Source organism: Vibrio chagasii, assembly GCF_024347355.1.
In the GTDB taxonomy this organism is placed as follows: domain Bacteria; phylum Pseudomonadota; class Gammaproteobacteria; order Enterobacterales; family Vibrionaceae; genus Vibrio; species Vibrio chagasii.
This window is the reverse complement of the sequence record NZ_AP025466.1, coordinates 1313431-1332428: the sequence shown is the minus strand read 5'-3', so window position 1 is coordinate 1332428 and position 18998 is coordinate 1313431. Positions and strand designations below refer to the sequence as shown.

Below are 18998 nucleotides of genomic sequence, written 5' to 3'. Positions count from 1 at the left end.
GCTAACCCTATTAATCAGGCATCACCACAATACCCATAGTTTCAAGCAGTTGCTCTTGTTGCCAAGCGACAATTTTAATGCCCGATGTGTCGACCTTACGAGGATCTAACCCCTCCAATTCAGCGTGGCACAAGTTTGCTCCCTGCATACTGAACTGTCCCCATACATCTTCAGAGAATACGCCTCGGCTCAGATCCGACTCCTTTAATGAAGCTCCTGCAAGGTAAGTTCCTATCCAACGGTTCTCAAACAGTTCACATTTTTCTAAACAAGCCTGTTCAAAGTTAGCATACGACAAGTTACAGCCTGTGATATACGCTGAGCAAAAGTACATACGATTACTCACCTGGTTGGCAAAGTTTGTTCTCGTAAAGTTAGCCCCTTTCAAGTCACATTCACGTAGCTCAATCCCATAGCAATTGGCGTTACTAAAATTCGCCATGGCGAGATGGCAGTTCTGAAAACTTGCATCACGCAAATCTGCGATACCAAAGTGGCACCCTTCGATATAACCTTGCTCAATGAACTTACAATTGATAAAGGTCGTGTCACGTAGGTTACAACGCCTAAAGTCACAGCGAATGAAGGTACATGCTGTGAAAGTCATATCAGACAGATCTTGTTGAGCGAAATTGTGGTGATGGTAAGTACTGTTATTAGTGTCCATTTAGCCCCCTAAAGAAAGTAAGCTAAGACTACCACTGGGATCTTCAGAAAACATCAAATTAAAAACCAACAAAAACAGCAACTTAAAACACCCATTTTTAGCCAATTTAAGGCACCAAATAAGCAATTTAAGCAGGCTGTTTTTAGTTGATAGAACGCGCTTATATTGAAAAAAGTTTTGTGGCTTACAGAAGGTTTTGTGACGTAGCTGATCATCAGATAAAGATGCATGTTTAAAAATCAGTAAGCTTTAAATAGCCAGGAAACCTGGCTAACGAGGAGGAAAGTACAAGACTCAATTTTTCTGAGAAGTTAAAAACAAAATAGGTGAAGCTCACCATCGTGGAGGCTAACCGATTCATAAGTACCGAGGGTTGAATTTAACTCGTGTTCTCAGGTTGTGTTGTCTAGCTTTTCGCGATATTAGCGATACCTTCAAGCTGAAGAACTGGAGCGGCATCAATGTCTTCCGCGTTCATCATAGATGACACACGTTGCATCGAAGAAAGCAGCAGGCTTTGCTCCCACGGCTCAAGGTTTTGAAATTTGTTAACGAAGCTATCTTGCAATGGTGGTGGCGCATTGTTTAGCAGCTCTTGACCTTTTTCGGTCAAGTTTGCATGTACTTTACGACGGTCAGCAACACTACGGATACGTTGTACATAGCCATTCACCTCTAGACGATCAATGATCGTAGTGGTGGTCGCTTGGCTTACATTGGTGTGGTTAGACAATTCTTTGATCGTCACGTTGCCCATTTCTTGGATTGCTCTCATTAAGATTAATTGAGGGCCAGTCAAACCATACTCTTTACTCAGCTTCTTCGAATGTAAATCGATAGCGCGAATAATTTGGCGAATAGCGACCAGGATTTCGTCATGTTTGTCCAAGATGCAGACCTTTGTACTAATATACGGTGAATGTTTTCACAGTGCTCGAGCGATTAGAAACTCCAATTAATAGAGCTAAAGTTGCTCAGGAATTACACTGTAAATTGATAAATTACTTCATTAATTTTTCCGCATTGTACTGATGTTCATACTATTCTCAATCTTTTCTATGCCTCTGAGTTTGAGCGTGACAACACTTTTGTACTTTGAGTACTGATATTACGGTTTTAAGCGGCGAACCATCAAAGAAAAGTCGCGAACAAGAGAAAAATAAAAAGAGAGTAGAGTCAGATAGGTAGCGAGGTTTCACTACCTATTTATCATTAAAAAGCGAGTGTGCTCAACTCAAACGACTAAGCAGCATTATTGAGTTGGAAATTCCCCGTCAATGCGTTGTAAAACTCACTGTTATCCAAGATTCCGACCAATTGATTATCTTCAACCAACAAGATCGGATGGTTACTGATCTGCTTGAGCTTAATTGCATCGCGCATGCCAATCTCAGGGCTTACCACAACCACACTCGACCCGCTGATCTCGGTTAAATCATCAGACTCATTCCACTCGACAAGTGCCAAATCCGATTCACCTTTTACAGATAGCTCCCCTTCGCTCTGCTCAACCCATAGGTCTTTTGAATCGCAGATCTGCCAGCTTTCATCTTCTTGTTTTAAAGAATCCAAAGGTAGCATCAGTGAACGACCTTTTAGTACATTCAATGGGTTAGTATGAGCAACGAAGTCCTTCACGTACTCGGTTTTTGGTGTGAGTACGATCTCTTCAGGTTTACCGTGTTGAATCAGTTTGCCTGATTCCATGATCGCGATGTTGTTACCAATCTTCAGCGCTTCGTCTAAGTCATGGCTGACGAACAGAATCGTTTTGTTTAGCTTGTTCTGCAGTGTGATCAACTCATCTTGAAGCTGTGCACGAATCAATGGGTCAAGCGCTGAGAACGGTTCGTCCATCAATAGAATGTCAGTGTCCATGGCAAACGCTCGTGCCAAACCGACACGTTGCTGCATACCACCAGAAAGCTCATGCGGGAATTTCGTTTCCCATTCCGCTAAGCCAACCATTTCAAGCTGTTCACGCGCCTTAGCACGACGAACATCTTTGGCGACACCTTGCATTTCAAGGCCAAACGCCACGTTATCCAACACGGTTAACCAAGGCATCAATGCAAACTTTTGGAACACCATCGAAACTCGGTGGGTACGCAGGTGACGAAGTGTCGCTTCATCGCACTGTTCACCTAAATCGACCTGCTTATCGCCATCTTTAATCGCCAGCGAGCCGCGGCTGATCTCATTCAAGCCGTTTACAGCTCGAAGTAACGAAGATTTCCCTGAGCCCGATAAGCCCATCAGCACGCAGATTTCGCCCTCTTTAACCGTGAGAGATACATTGTCTACGCCCACGACTTGGCCTGTCTCATCAATGATCTCTTGACGAGTTTTGCCTTGGTCGAGCAACTCAAGCGCTTGCTTCGATTTATCACCAAAAACGACATCGAGGTTTTTAATCGTAATTGCGTCCACTGTCTTTTGTTCCTGAGAAATAGGCATGATTAAGCCTCCTTCTGGTTAGGTGTTTTGCACAAGCGATCCAGAATGATAGCAACGAGTACAATCGCAAGTCCCGCTTCAAAACCTTGTGAGATGTTCACTGTGTTCAAGGCTCGAACCACTGGTTTACCAAGCCCGTCAGCACCAACAAGCGCCGCAATCACGACCATAGAAAGCGATAACATGATGCACTGAGTGACACCTGCCATGATGCTTGGTAATGCTGCCGGCAATTCCACTTTGAGGAGTAACTTCATACGGCTAGCGCCAAACGCTTTACCCGCTTCAATCAGCTCTTCTGGCACCTTAGTCACACCCAAGTAGGTCAGACGTATTGGCGCTGCAATAGCAAAAATTATGGTTGAGATTAAGCCAGGAACGATGCCTAAACCGAATAGAACCAAAGTTGGGATAAGGTAGACAAACGTTGGTACCGTCTGCATTAAATCAAGAATGGGGCGTAGTAAGGTATATAACCAAGGGCGGTGCGCTGCCATGATGCCAACCGGTACGCCAATTAATACGGAAATCGTTGTCGCCGCAAAGACGAGAACAAAGGTTTCCAGCATTTCTTGCCAATAGCCAAGGTTGAGAATGGTCAGAAGCGCCGCGACAACGAAAATCACCAACGACAATTTACGGTGTAAATACCAAGCGATCGCAGCAGTAATCACGATAGGGAGCGCAGGCGGCATCCATTTAAATACATCGACTAAAAACAGAATAACGGTTTCTAAAAAGATAGAAATAGCATCAAAAAAGCCCGCTGCGTTGATAGTTAACCAGTCAACACCAGCTTCCATCCATTGTCCGACAGGGATTTTGTTTTCCGTAATAAAATTCACAATATTGCCTTTCATTATTGGCGGGCCGAAGCCCACCTTTATTCTTTATGTAGCTTTGGTAAACAGATAGGTAGAACTATGCTTTTACTTGCTTTAGGTATTCAGTAACCGCTTGAGTTGCTGACTCACCTTTATGAGTTTTTACGTTGTCTAACCAAGCTTCCACTTCCTGTGGATTGCTGTTTAACCATTGCTGAGCCGCTTTCTCTGGCTTCACATTTTGGTTCAAAATCGCTTCCATCAACTGGTTTTCCATCTCTAATGTGAACTCTAGGTTTTGCAGAAGCTGACCGACGTTTGAGCATTCAGATAGGTAGTTTGAACGAACATTGGTGTAAACATTCGCGCCCCCGTAATTCGGACCAAAGAAGTCATCACCGCCAGAAAGGTATTCCATCTCAACGTTACTGTTCATCGGGTGCGGTGCCCAACCAAGGTAAACAATCCATTGGCTACGGCGTGCTGCGCGTGATACTTGCGATACCATACCCGCTTCGCTTGACTCAACTAGGCTAAAATCTTTTAGACCGAATGCGTCTGAGTCGATCATCGATTGGATTAGACGGTTACCATCATTACCAGGTTCAATGCCGTAGATACGGTCTTTGAACTTGTCAGCGTGCTTTGCAAGATCTGCGAAGCTTTTAACCCCCGCGTCGTACACGTATTTAGGTACCGCTAGTGTGTATTTCGCACCTTCAAGGTTGGCACGAACCGTTTCCACAGTGCCCGCTTCGCGGTATTTAGCAATGTCACCTTCCATAGTCGGCATCCAGTTTCCTAGGAACACATCGATGTCACCATTAGCCATTGAAGAGTAAGTTACAGGTACTGAAAGTAGGTCGGTTTTGGTGGTGTAACCTAGGCCTTTTAAAAGCTCAGTAGTGACAGCTGTGGTGGCAGTAATGTCAGTCCAACCGACATCGGCAAAACGGACGTTTTCACATTGTTGTGGTTCAACGGAAGCGTTAGCTGCAAATGCAAATGAGCTAATCGCAAATGTGGCTAACGTTTTTGTGGTCACGTTGTGCATGTTTAGAGTCGTCATAATGGTTCCTTTTAATCTTTCCTTTTTTCTGCCTCTTCTCAAACAGTAGAGGCAGTTTTGCTGACTTTTAACTAATTTTTTTTATTGCTGTTTTTCACTTAGTCATAGGGTGTTACGCTTCCCTGACTGGTTTGTTGATTCTTTGCTTTTCTTGCCATTCCGGCGCAATCCACACTGGCACGTCTTGTTCTTTGAGCATTGGTTTCCCCAAAATCAAATCGGAAGCGCGCTCAGCAACCATGATGGTTGGCGCGTTTAAGTTTCCGTTTGGAATGGTTGGGAAAACAGACGAGTCAACGACACGCAGATTATCAACGCCGCGAACACGACACTCTTCATCAAGCACCGCCATTGGGTCGTTATCTGAACCCATTTTGCAGCCACAGGAAGGGTGATAAGCACTTTCAACATTCTGCTTAACCCACTCGTCAATCGCTTCATCGGAGGTCACATCCGAGCCCGGCTGAATCTCTTCGCCACGGTAAATATCCATCGCAGGTTGCGACAAAATTTCGCGCGTTAGGCGAATACAATCACGCCAATCTTGACGGTCTTGCTCGGTCGAGATGTAGTTGAAAATGATCTCTGGCTTAGCATGCGGATCGGCCGAAGTGATAGCTACCGTGCCGCGGCTTTCTGGCTTGTTAGGTCCAACGTGTACTTGGAAGCCATGACCATCAAAAGCGGCTTGGCCGTCGTAACGCATTGCCGCTGGTAGGAAGTGGTATTGAATATTTGGCCACTTCAATCCTTTACGAGATCGAATGAAGGCGCACGATTCAAAGTGATTGGTTGCACCTAAGCCTTTGCGAGTAAGAATCCACTCTGCACCTATCATTCCTTTACTCACTAAACCAAGCTTACTGTTAAGCGTGATAGGTGCATTACAGTGGTATTGAAAGTACACTTCTAGGTGGTCTTGAAGGTTTTCACCCACACCATTCAACTCGTGTTTAACTTCCACGCCTGCCTTTTCAAGTACCGCTTTCGGGCCTATACCTGACAGTTGCAGTAGTTGAACAGAACCGATAGAGCCCGCAGAAGAGATCACTTCTTTGTTCGCCATCGCGGTTTGAACGTGACCAGACTTTTCGAACTCAACACCGACTGCTTTCTTGATTTGATCCGATTGAGCCTCGATCAGAAACTTGCGTGCCACGATGCCTTTTTTCAACGTAAGGTTGGGGCGCTTCAATGCGCGACGCAGATAAGCGTTAGAGGTTGAGGCTCTAACACCCTTATCTACCGTCATATGCATGGTGCCAAAGCCTTCTTGCTGGTAGCCGTTGTAGTCTTGTGTTTCTGGGTAACCGGCGTCTTTTCCCGCGTCGATGAAGGCTTGGTAAAGTGGGTTAAGCGCCATATCGTTACCGTTACATGTGCCGACAGGACCATTGTCACCACGGTATTCGTCACCGCCTTTATTCCACGATTCAGCACGGCGGAAATAAGGCAAACACGCTTGGTAATTCCAGCCGGCAGCGCCCTCTTCTTCCCACTGGTCGAAGTCGCATGCGTGGCCACGCACGTAAACCATGCCATTGATTGACGAGCTACCACCTAACACCTTGCCACGTGGGCAGTGCAGCTCACGTCCATCAAGGCCCGGTTCCTGCTCGGTTTCAAATTGCCAAGCGTACTTTTCAGTATTCATTGGGTAAGAAAGCGCGGTTGGCATCTGGATAAAAATGCTCTTATCCGTGCCACCAGCTTCCAGTAATAAAACGCTATGTTCACCGCTTTCCGTTAGCCTATCCGCTAACACACAGCCGGCCGAACCCGCGCCGACGATAATATAATCGTAGCGTTGTTCCATGTTATCTATTCCCTGAGATGAGTCAGTTGGGCTAGCTCTTCACGCTAGCCCGTTAAATCGAGTGTTACGCGTTAGGCATAAGGGCTGGCGTAATCGCCAAGTTCGACAAGAATACTCTTAGTCTGCGTATAATGAAGTAGAGTCTCTGGTCCGTTTTCACGACCAATACCCGAAAGTTTGTAGCCCCCAACAGGCATTTCTGCCGGTGAATCCCCCCACGTATTTACCCAACAAATACCCGCCTGCATTTGGTGAATCACACGGTGTGCGCGAGAAAGGTTCTGTGTGAATACACCTGCAGCCAGACCATATTTGGTGTCGTTAGCACGGCGAATCACATCGTCTTCGTCGGTAAACTTCATCACCGACATCACAGGGCCAAAGATCTCTTGCTGGACATGTGGCATAGAGTCATCACAGTCGACAAACACGGTTGGAATAACAAAATTGCCGTTTTCGAGGCCGTTATCCGTTACTTGGTAGCCACCCGTCAACAAAGTTGCGCCAGACTGTTTAGCCAGCTCAATCGCACCAAGGACTTTCGAAAGATGCTCTTTAGAAATTAATGCACCGATCTGAGTCTCCATCTCCATTGGATTACCAATGATCAATTTCTCTGTGCGCGTTTTGAGTTGTTCGATGAATGCGTCATAAATATTTTCGTGCACATAAACACGAGTACCATTGGTGCATACTTCGCCTTGAGTATAGAAGTTTGCCACCATAGAAGCCGAAACCGCGTCGTCCAGTTTTGCGTCATCAAACACGATCATTGGTGATTTTCCACCAAGCTCCATCGTCACTGATTTCAGCGTTTTAGCGCTGTCAGCCATCACTGCTTTACCCGTACCGGTTTCACCCGTGAAAGACACTTTAGCGATGTCAGGATGAGCCGTAAGCATTTGGCCAACACGATAGTCACCTTGAACCACGTTGAACACACCATCAGGAAGGCCAGCTTCGGTAAAAATTTCTGCAAGCTTTAGAGCTGTGAGAGGGGTTTCTTCAGACGGTTTGAAAATCATCGCGTTGCCCGCCGCCAGCGCCGGAGCTGATTTCCACATCGCAATTTGGATTGGATAGTTCCACGCACCAATGCCCGCACAAATGCCTAACGGTTCACGACGTGTATAGAAAAACTGAGATTCGCTAAGCGGTTGTTGGTCACCTTGCATCGTCGGCGCCAGGCCAGCAAAGTATTCAATAACATCCGCGCCAGAGGCTACGTCCACTTCAATCGCTTCTTGTAGTGGCTTACCCGTATCAACAACCTCAAGTTTTGCAAGGTCATCATTTCGAGCTCTAAGTATTTCTACCGCCTTCAAAAGAATACGACTACGCTCGACTGCTGTCATTGCAGACCACACTGCGAAGCCACGTTTTGCTGATTCGATAGCGCTATCTATATCCGCTGCAGAGGCTTGCCCCAGCTTGGCAATAGGTTCGCCGTTTGCAGGGTTGATGCTATCAAAGGTTTCACCAGACGTAGCTTTCACTGCTGCGCCGTCAATGTATAACGAGTTCATTTCCATTTGAGATTCTGACTTAGTTGTTGTTATTAGACTCTGCTGGTCTTGTTTGAATGTTAGTTGTAAGTATTGGTCGTTCTAGTGCTGTTCTATGACTAAACTGTGGTCTACTTGGTATGACACGAGTAGAACGTTAGTTGTTTATCAAGGTAATCATTGATGATGGCTTTGGCTTTCTTAGCATCGATACCATCAGGGTTTAACGTGCCTCTCAGCCATAAACCATCAATCAGAGAAGCAATCCCGTGAGCAACGAGATCCGCTTGTTCATGATCCAAAATACCTTTCAATTCAAGGCGTAAATGCGAGAGTAAACGTATTTCATTCACGCGCTGTAATCGTTTTAACTGTTCGTCATGCATGGAGTAAGACCAAAACGCCAACCACGCCTTCGCGACCTTATTCTCGGCTTGATAGCCTTCGAAGTTGCCATCGATGATCGCATTGATCCTCTGTTGGTGAGCATCAACAGGGAGGGCTTTTAATGAGGTGGTGATGGTATTGGAGAGTTGGCGAAGAATTTCGCGCATGGTTTCTTCAAGCAGGCCATGTTTGCCGCCAAAATAGTGATTGATAATACCGGTAGAGACTCCCGCTTCTTTGCTGATCAACGCAATACTTGCGGCATGCAAACCGACTCGATCAATCACCGTCATGGTCGCTTGAACAAGCTGTGGTTTACGTATGTCAGGCATCCCAACCTTCGGCATTTCTCAGTCCTTTTATTTTTTATTGAACGTTCAGTTAAATATAAAATGACAGAAATTTAGTTAGGGTTCAAATGATTATTTAAAACAAACCGTTAACAAAACAACACAACTCAAACAGAAATAACAATAAAAACAACTACTTAACATTAATTTAGAGCACTAATCAAAATCATTATAAGTTTGAACTATGATGGTTATGGCTCAACAGATATTGATTAAAACGCCTAAGTTTTAAGCAGAAGAGGAGGTGGGCTTACTAAATGAGAGAGCCCTCTTTTCAGCTCTATTTTTCTTTGGAATAAAGGAAGGGAAAGCAGGTGAAAAATAAAAGTACCCAAATATTTGGGTACTTTACGTTGGAGATACTATCGCTCAATATTTTGTCGATAAGCGACACGTTACTAGAAAGCCAAATGGTAACTATTGCTCGACTGATCAAGTGTGATCACCCAGCTCTGTTCTTGCTCCTTACTACTCATTGGCACCCAACGAGCATAGATCTGCTCCCAGTTACCATTGACTTCTAACTCTACGACATCGGTGTGTGTTGGATAAACGGTTGTGATTCGAGAAGTAGGCTCCGCAACAACATCACCATTACTCATGACAAATGCTGACTCAGAGTACAAATGAAGAGCCCCTGCCGTCGTTCCCGTGTAATCCATTGACAAGCTGATCTTCTCCCCAATATCAAATGAGAAACCAACAGGCGCCACAATGTCAGACGTACTGATCGCGGCTGGTTGGATTGCTGACGCAGGCAGTTGAGCAGGCGTTGGAGACGGTGTCGCATCTGGAGTCTGTGCAGGTGATGCACTCGTGTTACCACCGCCACCTCCTCCACCGCCGCCACAAGCACTGACTATGAGTGAGAAGGATGTCATGGTGATTAATTTGCTGATCTTATTCATGCTGCTCTCCTACTCATCCGTCGCTGATATAACTTTGTTAGTGGTCGGTGCTTTATACCATTCACCATCAGTTTCACCGCTGCTGGTTACCCATGTAGGGAATGACGTATAGGCATCACTGATATCAACCAGTTCTACAGGGTGATCCCATTCGTCTCGAATATTAATAACCCATGGCATGTTATTGCTGGTTTTGAACGACTCAGAGCCTGAAGAGCTATCATCATGACTGTTGAACAAGGTGTCATTCATATCACTTGTACCTGAAAACTCTTTTAAGTGAGTTTGCCACGTCATACCCGGTGGGGTCGCAACGAAGTCACCGTGATAAGTACCATCAGCTCCAAAGATAAACGAGTCATAAGGTGGGTAACCTATATCATCACGTGATACTGGTGTAGTAAATTCCACGTACAGTTGGTAGTTAAGCACGTCAGCGTTTTGTACCCCAGAACACGCACTTTGGGTTCGGTAGAAAACACAGCTCTCTGTTAGTTCACCTAAGTTTTCCAGATCCTCTCTTAGATTTTCTGACACCATCAATATCGTCTCACTGTCTCCCGCTTGTAAAATCGTGTGACCAACGGCAACGCCATTACGAGTGAGTGTGGTAGATGCCACGTTCGCAGGTAAAACATTCGGTAGTTTCACTGCATAACCATTCGAGTAGCCTGCCCCCATCGCTTGAAGAGTGTAATCTACGGTCAAGTTTTTAAGTTCTCGTTGACCATTGAGCTGCTCCGTCACTTTGTAGCGCCAAACCACATCATTGAAGTCGTAGTCACCTTTTAGTGGCCAGTTATCCTCAAAGGCGATCGTTGCGTAGCTGTTCGAACTTGGGTAGACGGTTGTCACTGTCACATCTTCATTGTTCTCTTGGACAAGCACCTCATATTTTGAGTCTGTTGTGCCATCTTCGTTAACCCCATCAACAGCAATAAATGGCGTAACTTCAACAGTAAAGATCAAATCATTAAAATCGTTGTCTCCCGTTGGACGATAAATATCCTCAAAGCCAAGTACCAAAAACTCATTCTCTGTATCCAGGAAAGCAACATTATGTCTTCTATTGTCAGCTGACGCCTCAGGGTTAAGCGCTGGATAGCTGTAGAAAGGTGTGCCCCAGCCACCAAGCCACGGGATGTTGTTATAAGATCCTTCCCAGCCCCAACCATTCGAGATGATAAAAAAGGCTAATGTTTGACCTGCCGTAAGCTGGACACTGAGATCGATGGAGTCCCCTTCTTGCATTTCCCCAACATCAGCAACGGACGTATTAGGAAACACCACGACGTGTGCGTTGATATCGTCTTTAGTAGCTGGAGGGTTATTGGTATCAAAAACGAAGTAACCAAGAGTGTTACGGTAACCCGCCCCTTCGTTCAAAAAAGTGATTGTGGCTGTGGCGTACTCTGCACCGTCCAACTCATCATCAATGTCGATGCTCGAGTAGCGCTCAGGGGCAATAAAAGCGCTGTTGACGGTGGTACCTTCAGGCAACATCGAATAGACGTTGGTTAGCACGTCTTGGGGCAGTGATGCTGACACCGAATACGTATTATTAGGTTTACCTTTTGCTGAATAGTTGGACGCATCCGCGCCAGATTCAAACGTTAGATCCGCCGTGGTCAACGCCATCGCGACACATGGCACCAAGCAACTCGGCAGTATGACTGAATTCCAATTTTTCATTCTGTTCCCTCTTTCACTAGCCTGAAACGTGTAAAGAGGAGAGGAGCAAGTATAGTGCCGAAAAATAAATTCTTTCATAACAAAGATTTATATTCGAGCTATTCATTTTTCTCAATTTGAGAATGAAGTTGAAATGGAAACAAAAACCACAAAAAAGGTTGATAATGACAAAGCCACTATCAACCTTTAGCAATCGGTGGAGAATGATCAGTTGTCGTCCCCAAACTTACTCAATACGGGTAATGAAACTGTATTTATCAGAGTCCGCTTTCGTCATCCAATACTCACCAGAAGCTGGGGCTGAATTTAGGGTAAACATATAAAAAGCGATCCCTTTGTCTCCCATCACCTTCTTAAAGTAAGTCGCTTGGCTGCGATGGCTCTCGTTAGTGTAAGGAAATTCTTTCGCGGTTTTATCTCCCTCAGCCCAACTATGCACACCAACCTGCTTATTCTGTTCAATGGCTTTACTGGTGTCTGCACGTTGTAAAATACGTGGGTAACCCGCTGCGAATAAGTCCGTACCACCCGAGAAAACCGACCCTCTTGGAGTCACGATGGTTGTCATCTTATTGCTATGGATCATGCGTCCGGTGTACATGTTGATTTCATCATCGCCACTCCCCCCAATATGATTATCGAACTTTAATGTCATATCTCGGCCTTGAGATAACTTCACAATATCAAACAGCTGAGAATAGGTTGATACGCCTAACGTTGAGTCAATGCGCTCACCAACACCGGGCTCATTAAATCTATCTCGGTAAAAGGCTTGAAAAGCGAACGAAGTGGTAACCGTGACTTTGTTATCTTGTAGAGAGCGGTTTAGAACCGTAGAGCCTAGCGTTGTCACGTAATCTAACGCTTCGGTATAGAACTCAAATTCAATAGGCTGTTTTCTGTCACTAGTTGTCGTTTGGATTAACGTGGTTTCATTCGACACTGAGCGCTGTGCAGCATTGCACTCAAACGCATCATAGAAGTTGCCTTCCTTGTAAACGCCACAGGTATCAACTCCAGCATCGGGGAAATACACGTCAATGGTTTGACCCAGTCGGTCGACAAGCCTGATGACTTTCTTCTGCTCACTTATGTCCTCGGCAAACATCACTTTCTCGTACTGCACACCATCGTAATTCAGTATGAAGGCTTCTTGGATCTCTTCTCGCTCTTGATACAACTCTCCTAGCTTGGCCGATGAGAACACGTAATCGGCTTTGGGTTGAGGTAATTGTTTCTTCATTGTGTTGGAGCCAGACTGGCATCCAGCTAACAGGATTAATGGTAATGCCAACAACGCGTTTCGATAGTACTTCATGCAATGATTCCCCAAACGTAAGATGGGGAAATTCTATTATTTAGACTTCAAACTATCTGTAGTGGGAATGTAATAGAATGTACAGCGACTGATACTCGAAAAAACGGGACTGCCTCCAGGCTTATTGAAAGTCACCCGAGAGTTCCAAGTATCCCATTGGGTATGGCTTAGTGCACCTACCGCTTTACATCTAGTCTCTTGAAATAGAACCTCGCCATTAAACCCATTCGAAAATTGGGTTTGGTGGCGGCCAGTCTTACATTTGAACAATGTTTTTTATTTTTGTTATAAATGCCAATTCAGCATTGAACTAACTTATAAAGTGTTTAATCATTTGCATCAGGTATTTTTCGTGAAGCATTCGAACCGAATATGCAACTATGATTATCCGAGTAAGATAATTGCACTCACGAAATCTCATAAATTAAACACACGATAAGGCTGATAATGGAATGACAAAACCTAGAATGATCATCGTGGAAGATGATTTGAAGCTTCAAAGAATGTTGCAAGACTACTTTATCGCACAAGACTTTGACGTCTCGGTACTCGATGATGGCAGCAGTGCTGCACAGACCATCCTCGCTGAACAGCCAGACATTGTCTTATTGGATCTGATGCTTCCTGTAAGCGACGGACTTACAATCTGCCGACAGACGCGTACACATTACAAAGGTAAAATTCTGATGCTCACCGCTAGCGATGACGACTTTGATCATGTCGCAGGCTTAGAGACAGGGGCTGATGACTATGTCACCAAGCCAATCAAACCAAGAGTTCTGCTTGCAAGAGTTCGTTCATTATTACGCCGCCAAGACGCTAACACCGCTTCAGCCGATGACTCGGACAGCCTACAGTTCGATCAACTGTTGTTGAAAAACACCTATAAGAAATGCGAACTGGCGGGTGAGGTTTTGTCACTTACCGACAGTGAGTTTGACCTACTCTGGCTATTAGCGAGTAACCCAGATACACCACTATCTCGCGACTATTTAACAAAAACGTTGCGCGGCATTGAGTATGACGGGATTGATAGAACCATTGATAACAAAGTCGTACGCCTGAGAAAAATACTGGGTGACGACCATGCGCCAGCAGAAAAAATTCAGACCATTCGCGGTAAAGGTTACTTATTTGTTTCCACCGCTTGGCATTAACCTCGCTCAGTACGAGCGTAATGAAAGAGAACAATTATGCGACGTATCTATTTGGAGTCCCTAATAGGGCTGTTAGTTTGTTTTATGGCAGGTATTATCGCCTATGAAATCAGTGTCTATCAGCTCAATACTGACTACGAATATGTACTGCAAGATTATGAAGCGGCAGCCCATCAACAGCTGATAGAAAACATCGTTAAGAATCAAGGGCTTGAAGCTGCTCATCAAGCAATAAACCAGTTTGTCAAAACCACACGAAATAAACTGGTGATCCTCAGCCCACAAGATGAAATACCAGACCCCGTTTCACAATTCTTCATTGCTCATCCAGACTCCTTTATCTTTCATGATGACGAACGTGACCTGTGGTTTCGCTTAGCAAGTAGTGACAACACTTACCACTACCTCCCCAACAGCGAAGCGTTTGTTAGGCAAAAGATAGAGTTAGAGGATGATCTTATTTGGTTGTTCTTTTTAGGAAGCTTTATCTTATATGGCTTATGCCACGTACTGGTCATATTCCGCCGAGTTAAAAAGCTAGAATCTGCCACTCTCAGCTTTGCAGAAGGGGACCTCTCTTCGCGCGCTGAAACCTCAAGTGGCATTGCGATTGGATCATTGAACAAGTCCTTCAACCTCATGGCCGATCGGATTCACCGCTTAATTGAAAGTAATCGCTCGCTCACCAATGCGGTCGCTCATGAACTGCGCACACCAATATTTCGTATTCAGTGGCAAGCTGAAATGCTGAAAGACACGCCGTTAAGCGAAGAACAAGAGAAAACCATTGAGAGCATTGTTGAAGACACGGAAGAGATGGAGAAGATGGTTGATGAGCTTTTGTATTATGCCAAGCTCGACAGCACTGAACTCGAAAGCCTACAGCAGCCATTGGAAATAAAAGACTTTCTCGAGCACGCGACGACGCGCTGGAGCAAAGAGACCGCGCTCAGTATTGACCTTTACTTACCAGAACACAAGCAATCGATAGTCGCTGACGAAACCCTGCTCAATCGTGCTTTGGATAACCTCGTACGTAACGCCATGAAATTTGCACGCACACAGATTTCAATTGAAGTAACTAAACACCAAGAGCAGCTGCAAATCGCGGTGCACGACGATGGTGATGGCGTTGCAGAAGAACACCGAGCACACCTATTCGATCCCTTTTATGTTGGCGACAAAGCACGTAACAAAGCGAAGAGTGGTCATGGCTTAGGGTTATCTATCGTCCATAAAATCTGCGCCCAACACCATGCAACCGTCCAAATTGCTCAAAGCCCAAGCTTGAAAGGTGCGGTCTTCACCATCACTTTTCCACTGTGTAACGAAGCAGCTGACAAAGCCATACAGTAACGACAAAACACCTCTGGAATAATGCTCACATCGGTTGGGAGACACTGTCTCCCTATCCATTTATTCGATCTAGATAGCCTTGGTACCGCTATTGATGGCTTGTCACTTGAGTGCGGCGAAGAACCGCTCCGACGTTCTTTATGAGTCATGAGTGCCAAAGGGTAACCCTCTAGATCCCAATTATTCTAAAGGTATGTTTATGAAAAAGTTATTAGTTGTTTTGGGCATTGTCTCTCTTGCAGGCTGTTCAGGTATTAGCCACAACGATGAAGTGTACACAGCGCACGCTGAAAGCTTCAATATCGTAGGCTTCCAAATTCCTGGTAACACACAAGATCGTGCAATGGAACTGGTTCCTGAAGGCGCAAGTGTTGATACCATCCGTTCAACAAACTCTGACACAAGCTCCGCCCTTGGTATCATCAACCGCATTATCGGTATCGACTACGTTCAAGTTGGCGGTAAGAAACAGTAAGTTGCCAGAGCTTGCGTAACTTTAAACGCTAGCGAACCCAAGCAAGAATCTTCAAACCAGTGGCATCCGTCGCTGGTTTTTTTGTTCCTGACTTTTTGAGCGCTGTGCCAAAAAACGTCTCAAAAATCGCGATGCGAAATAAATGACAACTTAAGCAATAAGCGTCTAAAAGATAGAATCTTCGTCAAAATCATTTTTAAAATCGCTTAATCGTCGCAAAGTACAACGTACGCATTTCAACCATTTACTCTTCTATCAGCTTGAACTCAATTAATTGAGGCACAAATCAATTCACACAATGGGGTTATTTCACTTCGATAAATAACAGTTAATAAATTCATCATGATTTTATAAATAAAACATATGATTACGTCGAAAAATAAACAGAAATCATAACCATCTGTAAATACGAGAAATATAACTTTCATGAATAAAAGAGAGCTCTGCCATGCTACTAATTAATCCGAACGAAGAATGTAAATTCAATGTGATATTTTTGTTACGTTTTCATGGATTTTACATGGAAAGAGAAAATAACAATGAAAATGAAAAAGCGTTTAGTTGCCGTTGCTATAGCTAGTGCTATGTCTTTATCAGTGCACGCGGGTGAATCCGTTAGCATTAATCAACCGATCAACTTTACAAGCTTCTCTGGGCTAAATACTCAGTTAGGCGTCAGCAATTCTTCAAGCTTCAAAATGGTTAAAGAAGTTAACCTGAAAAAGCGCGGTATCTACAAAGTTAAGATCCAACAAAACATTTGGGGGACGCCGGTTTGGGGGCACTACCTAAACGCAACCCAAAGTGTTCAAGGTGGCGCACTTAAGTCTGTTCAAGGTCGCTACCTGAAAACCACGACTCTGGAGCGCTCTTTCGTTAAGCCATCCATCAACAGTGCTCAAGCTGTTGAACTGGCGAGTAAAGACCTAAAAGCCCAGAGCTTAGCTAGCAAATCACTAGACAACGTACAACATGAGCTGTTTATCTACCAAGCCGCGTCGAAGCAAGGTGTTGGAGCACAAGGGGGTGATAAGACACGCCTCGTGTACGTGGTTTCTTACCTTGTGAAAGGTAGCGAAAAGCCTTCACGCCCATTCACTATGCTGGATGCTCATACGGGTGAAATCATCGACCGCTGGGAAGGTATTGCTCACGCTCAGATAGGGACAGGCCCTGGCGGTAACGAGAAGACAGGCATGTACGAATACGGTACCGACTACCACTACCTTGATGTTCAAGAGAATGGCACTGAGTGTGTGATGGAATCGGAAAACGTTGTCACGGTTGACCTAAATGGCGCAACAGACGGTGATACTGTTTACAGCTACGAATGCCCTCGCAACGAGCATAAAGAAGTGAACGGAGCTTACTCTCCTCTGAACGATGCTCACTACTTCGGTAACATCGTTTTCGACATGTATAAAAACTGGTTCGATACAGCACCACTCTCTTTCAAACTCATGATGCGTGTCCACTACGGTTCTAACTACGAGAACGCATTCTGGGACGGCAAAGCGATGACCTTTGGTGATGGTGAAAGCTTCTTCTACCCACTTGTGAGCTTAGACGTGTCTGCCCACGAGGTGAGCCACGGTTTCACAGAGCAAAACTCAGGTCTGATCTACGCAAACCAATCTGGTGGTATGAACGAAGCATTCTCTGATATGGCCGGAGAAGCAGCAGAATACTACATGAAAGGCACCAACGACTGGATGGTAGGTCGCAACATCTTTAAAGGTGACGGTGCTCTACGTTACATGGATGACCCATCGCGTGACGGTTCTTCAATCAACAACGCATCGGAATACTACGACGGCTTAAACGTGCACTACAGTTCAGGTGTATTCAACAAGGCGTTTTACCACCTTGCAACGACACAAGGATGGGACACAAAGAAAGCATTCGAGTTGTTCGTATTGGCTAACCAGATCTACTGGTCGGAAAACAGTGATTTCTGGCAAGGTGCTTGTGGCGTGAAAAACTCTGCGTCCGATCTTGGCTACAATACCGATGACGTAGTTTCTGCATTCGCATTGGTGGGAGTGACGCCATGTGATGAGCCACCACTACCGCCAGAGCCTGAATATCAGCGTCTAGAAAATGGTGTTGAAGCACCAGTGGCTGGTGAAACAGGTTCCAAGACTTACTTTGATATCGAAGTGCCAGAAGGCCAAAACAAACTGACGATTGATCTTGCTGTCTCTACAGGTGATCCAGATATGTATGTTGGCCTAGATTATGCGCCAAGCCCACAAGAGAACATCTGTAAGAGTGAAAGCGTGACGAATGAAGTTTGTGTCATCGAGAACCCAACAGCAGGTCGCTACACCGTTAACATTCTGGGCTACTCAGAATACTCAGGAGCCAACCTGAAAGCGGCGTATGAAGCGGGCAGCGCCAACGTGCCACCAGTATCTTCATTCGAACACACCGTGGTCGGTAAAGAAGTAGAACTTCGAAGCACAAGCTCAGACAGCGACGGCCAGATTGTCTCTTACCAATGGGACCTTGGCGATGGCAGCACACAAACGGGTGAAGTAACTCGCTACACCTATGCTGAAGCGGGCAACTACGTAGTAACACTAACCGTAACTGACGACGCTGGCGTTGCAACATCAACAAGCAAATCAATCACGATTGAAGGTGACTCTGCGGAAGGTTTCCCACTAAAACTGAAATTCGGTAACAAGAACCCGAATGGTAAAGCTCGCGTCAAGCTAGCATGGGATTACGACACTAACGATTACTTCGTGATTAAGCGTAATGGCAAAAATGTTGGTGCAACAGACTTCAACTCATACGTCGATAAGTTCCGTCACAACGGCACAGTAGATGTGGAGTACCAAGTGTGTACCTCAAGCGATGTTTGTTCAGAAACCAAGCACTACCGTTTCATCAAAGCACAATAATCGATAGTTAATTCAGGGCTCCGAAAGGGGCCCTTTGACTATGTGGGTAATGAAAATCCTCATAGCTAAAACAATAAAAAACAAAAATATAACGATAAAAAGGACATC

Annotated in this window: 15 protein-coding genes; 4 read left to right on the top strand and 11 right to left on the bottom strand. The window is 45.1% G+C overall.

Annotated features, from left to right (window positions below):
* Positions 1-10 precede the first annotated feature (10 nt).
* From OCV52_RS21705 to OCV52_RS21655, 11 genes are all read right to left on the bottom strand, one after another.
* The gene (locus tag OCV52_RS21705) at positions 11-667 is read right to left on the bottom strand and encodes a Qnr family pentapeptide repeat protein (RefSeq protein WP_137408448.1); all 657 of its coding nucleotides are present in this window, start codon (positions 665-667) and stop codon (positions 11-13) included.
* A gap of 406 nt (positions 668-1073) precedes the next feature.
* Entirely contained in the window at positions 1074-1556 is a 483-nt protein-coding gene (locus OCV52_RS21700) for a MarR family winged helix-turn-helix transcriptional regulator (protein WP_004736861.1), read from the bottom strand.
* Between the two features lie 353 nt (positions 1557-1909).
* Positions 1910-3124, bottom strand: coding sequence for a choline ABC transporter ATP-binding protein (choV, locus tag OCV52_RS21695; protein ID WP_137408449.1), 1215 nt, complete (start codon positions 3122-3124; stop codon positions 1910-1912).
* A 2-nt stretch (positions 3125-3126) separates the two neighbouring features.
* Positions 3127-3969, bottom strand: a complete 843-nt coding sequence (choW, locus tag OCV52_RS21690; protein ID WP_004736863.1) for a choline ABC transporter permease subunit — start codon at positions 3967-3969, stop codon at positions 3127-3129.
* A gap of 76 nt (positions 3970-4045) precedes the next feature.
* Positions 4046-5017: a choline ABC transporter substrate-binding protein gene (locus OCV52_RS21685; protein WP_137408450.1), complete on the bottom strand. Its 972-nt coding sequence runs from the start codon at positions 5015-5017 to the stop codon at positions 4046-4048.
* 112 nt (positions 5018-5129) lie between these two features.
* Positions 5130-6833 (bottom strand): choline dehydrogenase, encoded by a 1704-nt coding sequence (gene betA / locus OCV52_RS21680; RefSeq protein ID WP_137408451.1) that lies wholly within the window; start codon positions 6831-6833, stop codon positions 5130-5132.
* Between the two features lie 71 nt (positions 6834-6904).
* Entirely contained in the window at positions 6905-8365 is a 1461-nt protein-coding gene (gene betB, locus OCV52_RS21675; protein ID WP_137408452.1) for a betaine-aldehyde dehydrogenase, read from the bottom strand.
* A gap of 104 nt (positions 8366-8469) precedes the next feature.
* Entirely contained in the window at positions 8470-9072 is a 603-nt protein-coding gene (betI, locus tag OCV52_RS21670) for a transcriptional regulator BetI (RefSeq protein WP_061031994.1), read from the bottom strand.
* 401 nt (positions 9073-9473) lie between these two features.
* Positions 9474-9983: a hypothetical protein gene (locus tag OCV52_RS21665; RefSeq protein WP_102425773.1), complete on the bottom strand. Its 510-nt coding sequence runs from the start codon at positions 9981-9983 to the stop codon at positions 9474-9476.
* 9 nt (positions 9984-9992) lie between these two features.
* Positions 9993-11675: an LruC domain-containing protein gene (locus OCV52_RS21660; RefSeq protein WP_137408453.1), complete on the bottom strand. Its 1683-nt coding sequence runs from the start codon at positions 11673-11675 to the stop codon at positions 9993-9995.
* Positions 11676-11901: 226 nt separating this feature from the next.
* Entirely contained in the window at positions 11902-12993 is a 1092-nt protein-coding gene (locus OCV52_RS21655; RefSeq protein WP_137408454.1) for an alpha/beta hydrolase, read from the bottom strand.
* 452 nt (positions 12994-13445) lie between these two features.
* On the opposite strand from OCV52_RS21655, the gene OCV52_RS21650 reads away from it, so the two are divergent.
* From OCV52_RS21650 to OCV52_RS21635, 4 genes are all read left to right on the top strand, one after another.
* Positions 13446-14150, top strand: coding sequence for a response regulator (locus OCV52_RS21650; protein ID WP_137408455.1), 705 nt, complete (start codon positions 13446-13448; stop codon positions 14148-14150).
* A gap of 36 nt (positions 14151-14186) precedes the next feature.
* Positions 14187-15506: an ATP-binding protein gene (locus OCV52_RS21645; RefSeq protein WP_137408456.1), complete on the top strand. Its 1320-nt coding sequence runs from the start codon at positions 14187-14189 to the stop codon at positions 15504-15506.
* A 199-nt stretch (positions 15507-15705) separates the two neighbouring features.
* Positions 15706-15981 (top strand): hypothetical protein, encoded by a 276-nt coding sequence (locus tag OCV52_RS21640; RefSeq protein ID WP_061031988.1) that lies wholly within the window; start codon positions 15706-15708, stop codon positions 15979-15981.
* A gap of 539 nt (positions 15982-16520) precedes the next feature.
* Complete coding sequence (locus OCV52_RS21635; protein WP_137408457.1) at positions 16521-18890, top strand: M4 family metallopeptidase; 2370 nt, start codon at positions 16521-16523, stop codon at positions 18888-18890.
* Positions 18891-18998: the final 108 nt, after the last annotated feature.

What these genes read in the sequence shown, in the direction of transcription:
- OCV52_RS21705 (WP_137408448.1), bottom strand. Translation starts at nt 667, where the DNA reads ATGGACACTAATAACAGTACTTACCATCACCACAATTTCGCTCAACAA.
- choV (WP_137408449.1), bottom strand. Translation starts at nt 3,124, where the DNA reads ATGCCTATTTCTCAGGAACAAAAGACAGTGGACGCAATTACGATTAAA.
- OCV52_RS21685 (WP_137408450.1), bottom strand. Translation starts at nt 5,017, where the DNA reads ATGACGACTCTAAACATGCACAACGTGACCACAAAAACGTTAGCCACA.
- betA (WP_137408451.1), bottom strand. Translation starts at nt 6,833, where the DNA reads ATGGAACAACGCTACGATTATATTATCGTCGGCGCGGGTTCGGCCGGC.
- betB (WP_137408452.1), bottom strand. Translation starts at nt 8,365, where the DNA reads ATGGAAATGAACTCGTTATACATTGACGGCGCAGCAGTGAAAGCTACG.
- betI (WP_061031994.1), bottom strand. Translation starts at nt 9,072, where the DNA reads ATGCCGAAGGTTGGGATGCCTGACATACGTAAACCACAGCTTGTTCAA.
- OCV52_RS21665 (WP_102425773.1), bottom strand. Translation starts at nt 9,983, where the DNA reads ATGAATAAGATCAGCAAATTAATCACCATGACATCCTTCTCACTCATA.
- OCV52_RS21660 (WP_137408453.1), bottom strand. Translation starts at nt 11,675, where the DNA reads ATGAAAAATTGGAATTCAGTCATACTGCCGAGTTGCTTGGTGCCATGT.
- OCV52_RS21655 (WP_137408454.1), bottom strand. Translation starts at nt 12,993, where the DNA reads ATGAAGTACTATCGAAACGCGTTGTTGGCATTACCATTAATCCTGTTA.
- OCV52_RS21650 (WP_137408455.1), top strand. Translation starts at nt 13,446, where the DNA reads ATGACAAAACCTAGAATGATCATCGTGGAAGATGATTTGAAGCTTCAA.
- OCV52_RS21645 (WP_137408456.1), top strand. Translation starts at nt 14,187, where the DNA reads ATGCGACGTATCTATTTGGAGTCCCTAATAGGGCTGTTAGTTTGTTTT.
- OCV52_RS21640 (WP_061031988.1), top strand. Translation starts at nt 15,706, where the DNA reads ATGAAAAAGTTATTAGTTGTTTTGGGCATTGTCTCTCTTGCAGGCTGT.
- OCV52_RS21635 (WP_137408457.1), top strand. Translation starts at nt 16,521, where the DNA reads ATGAAAATGAAAAAGCGTTTAGTTGCCGTTGCTATAGCTAGTGCTATG.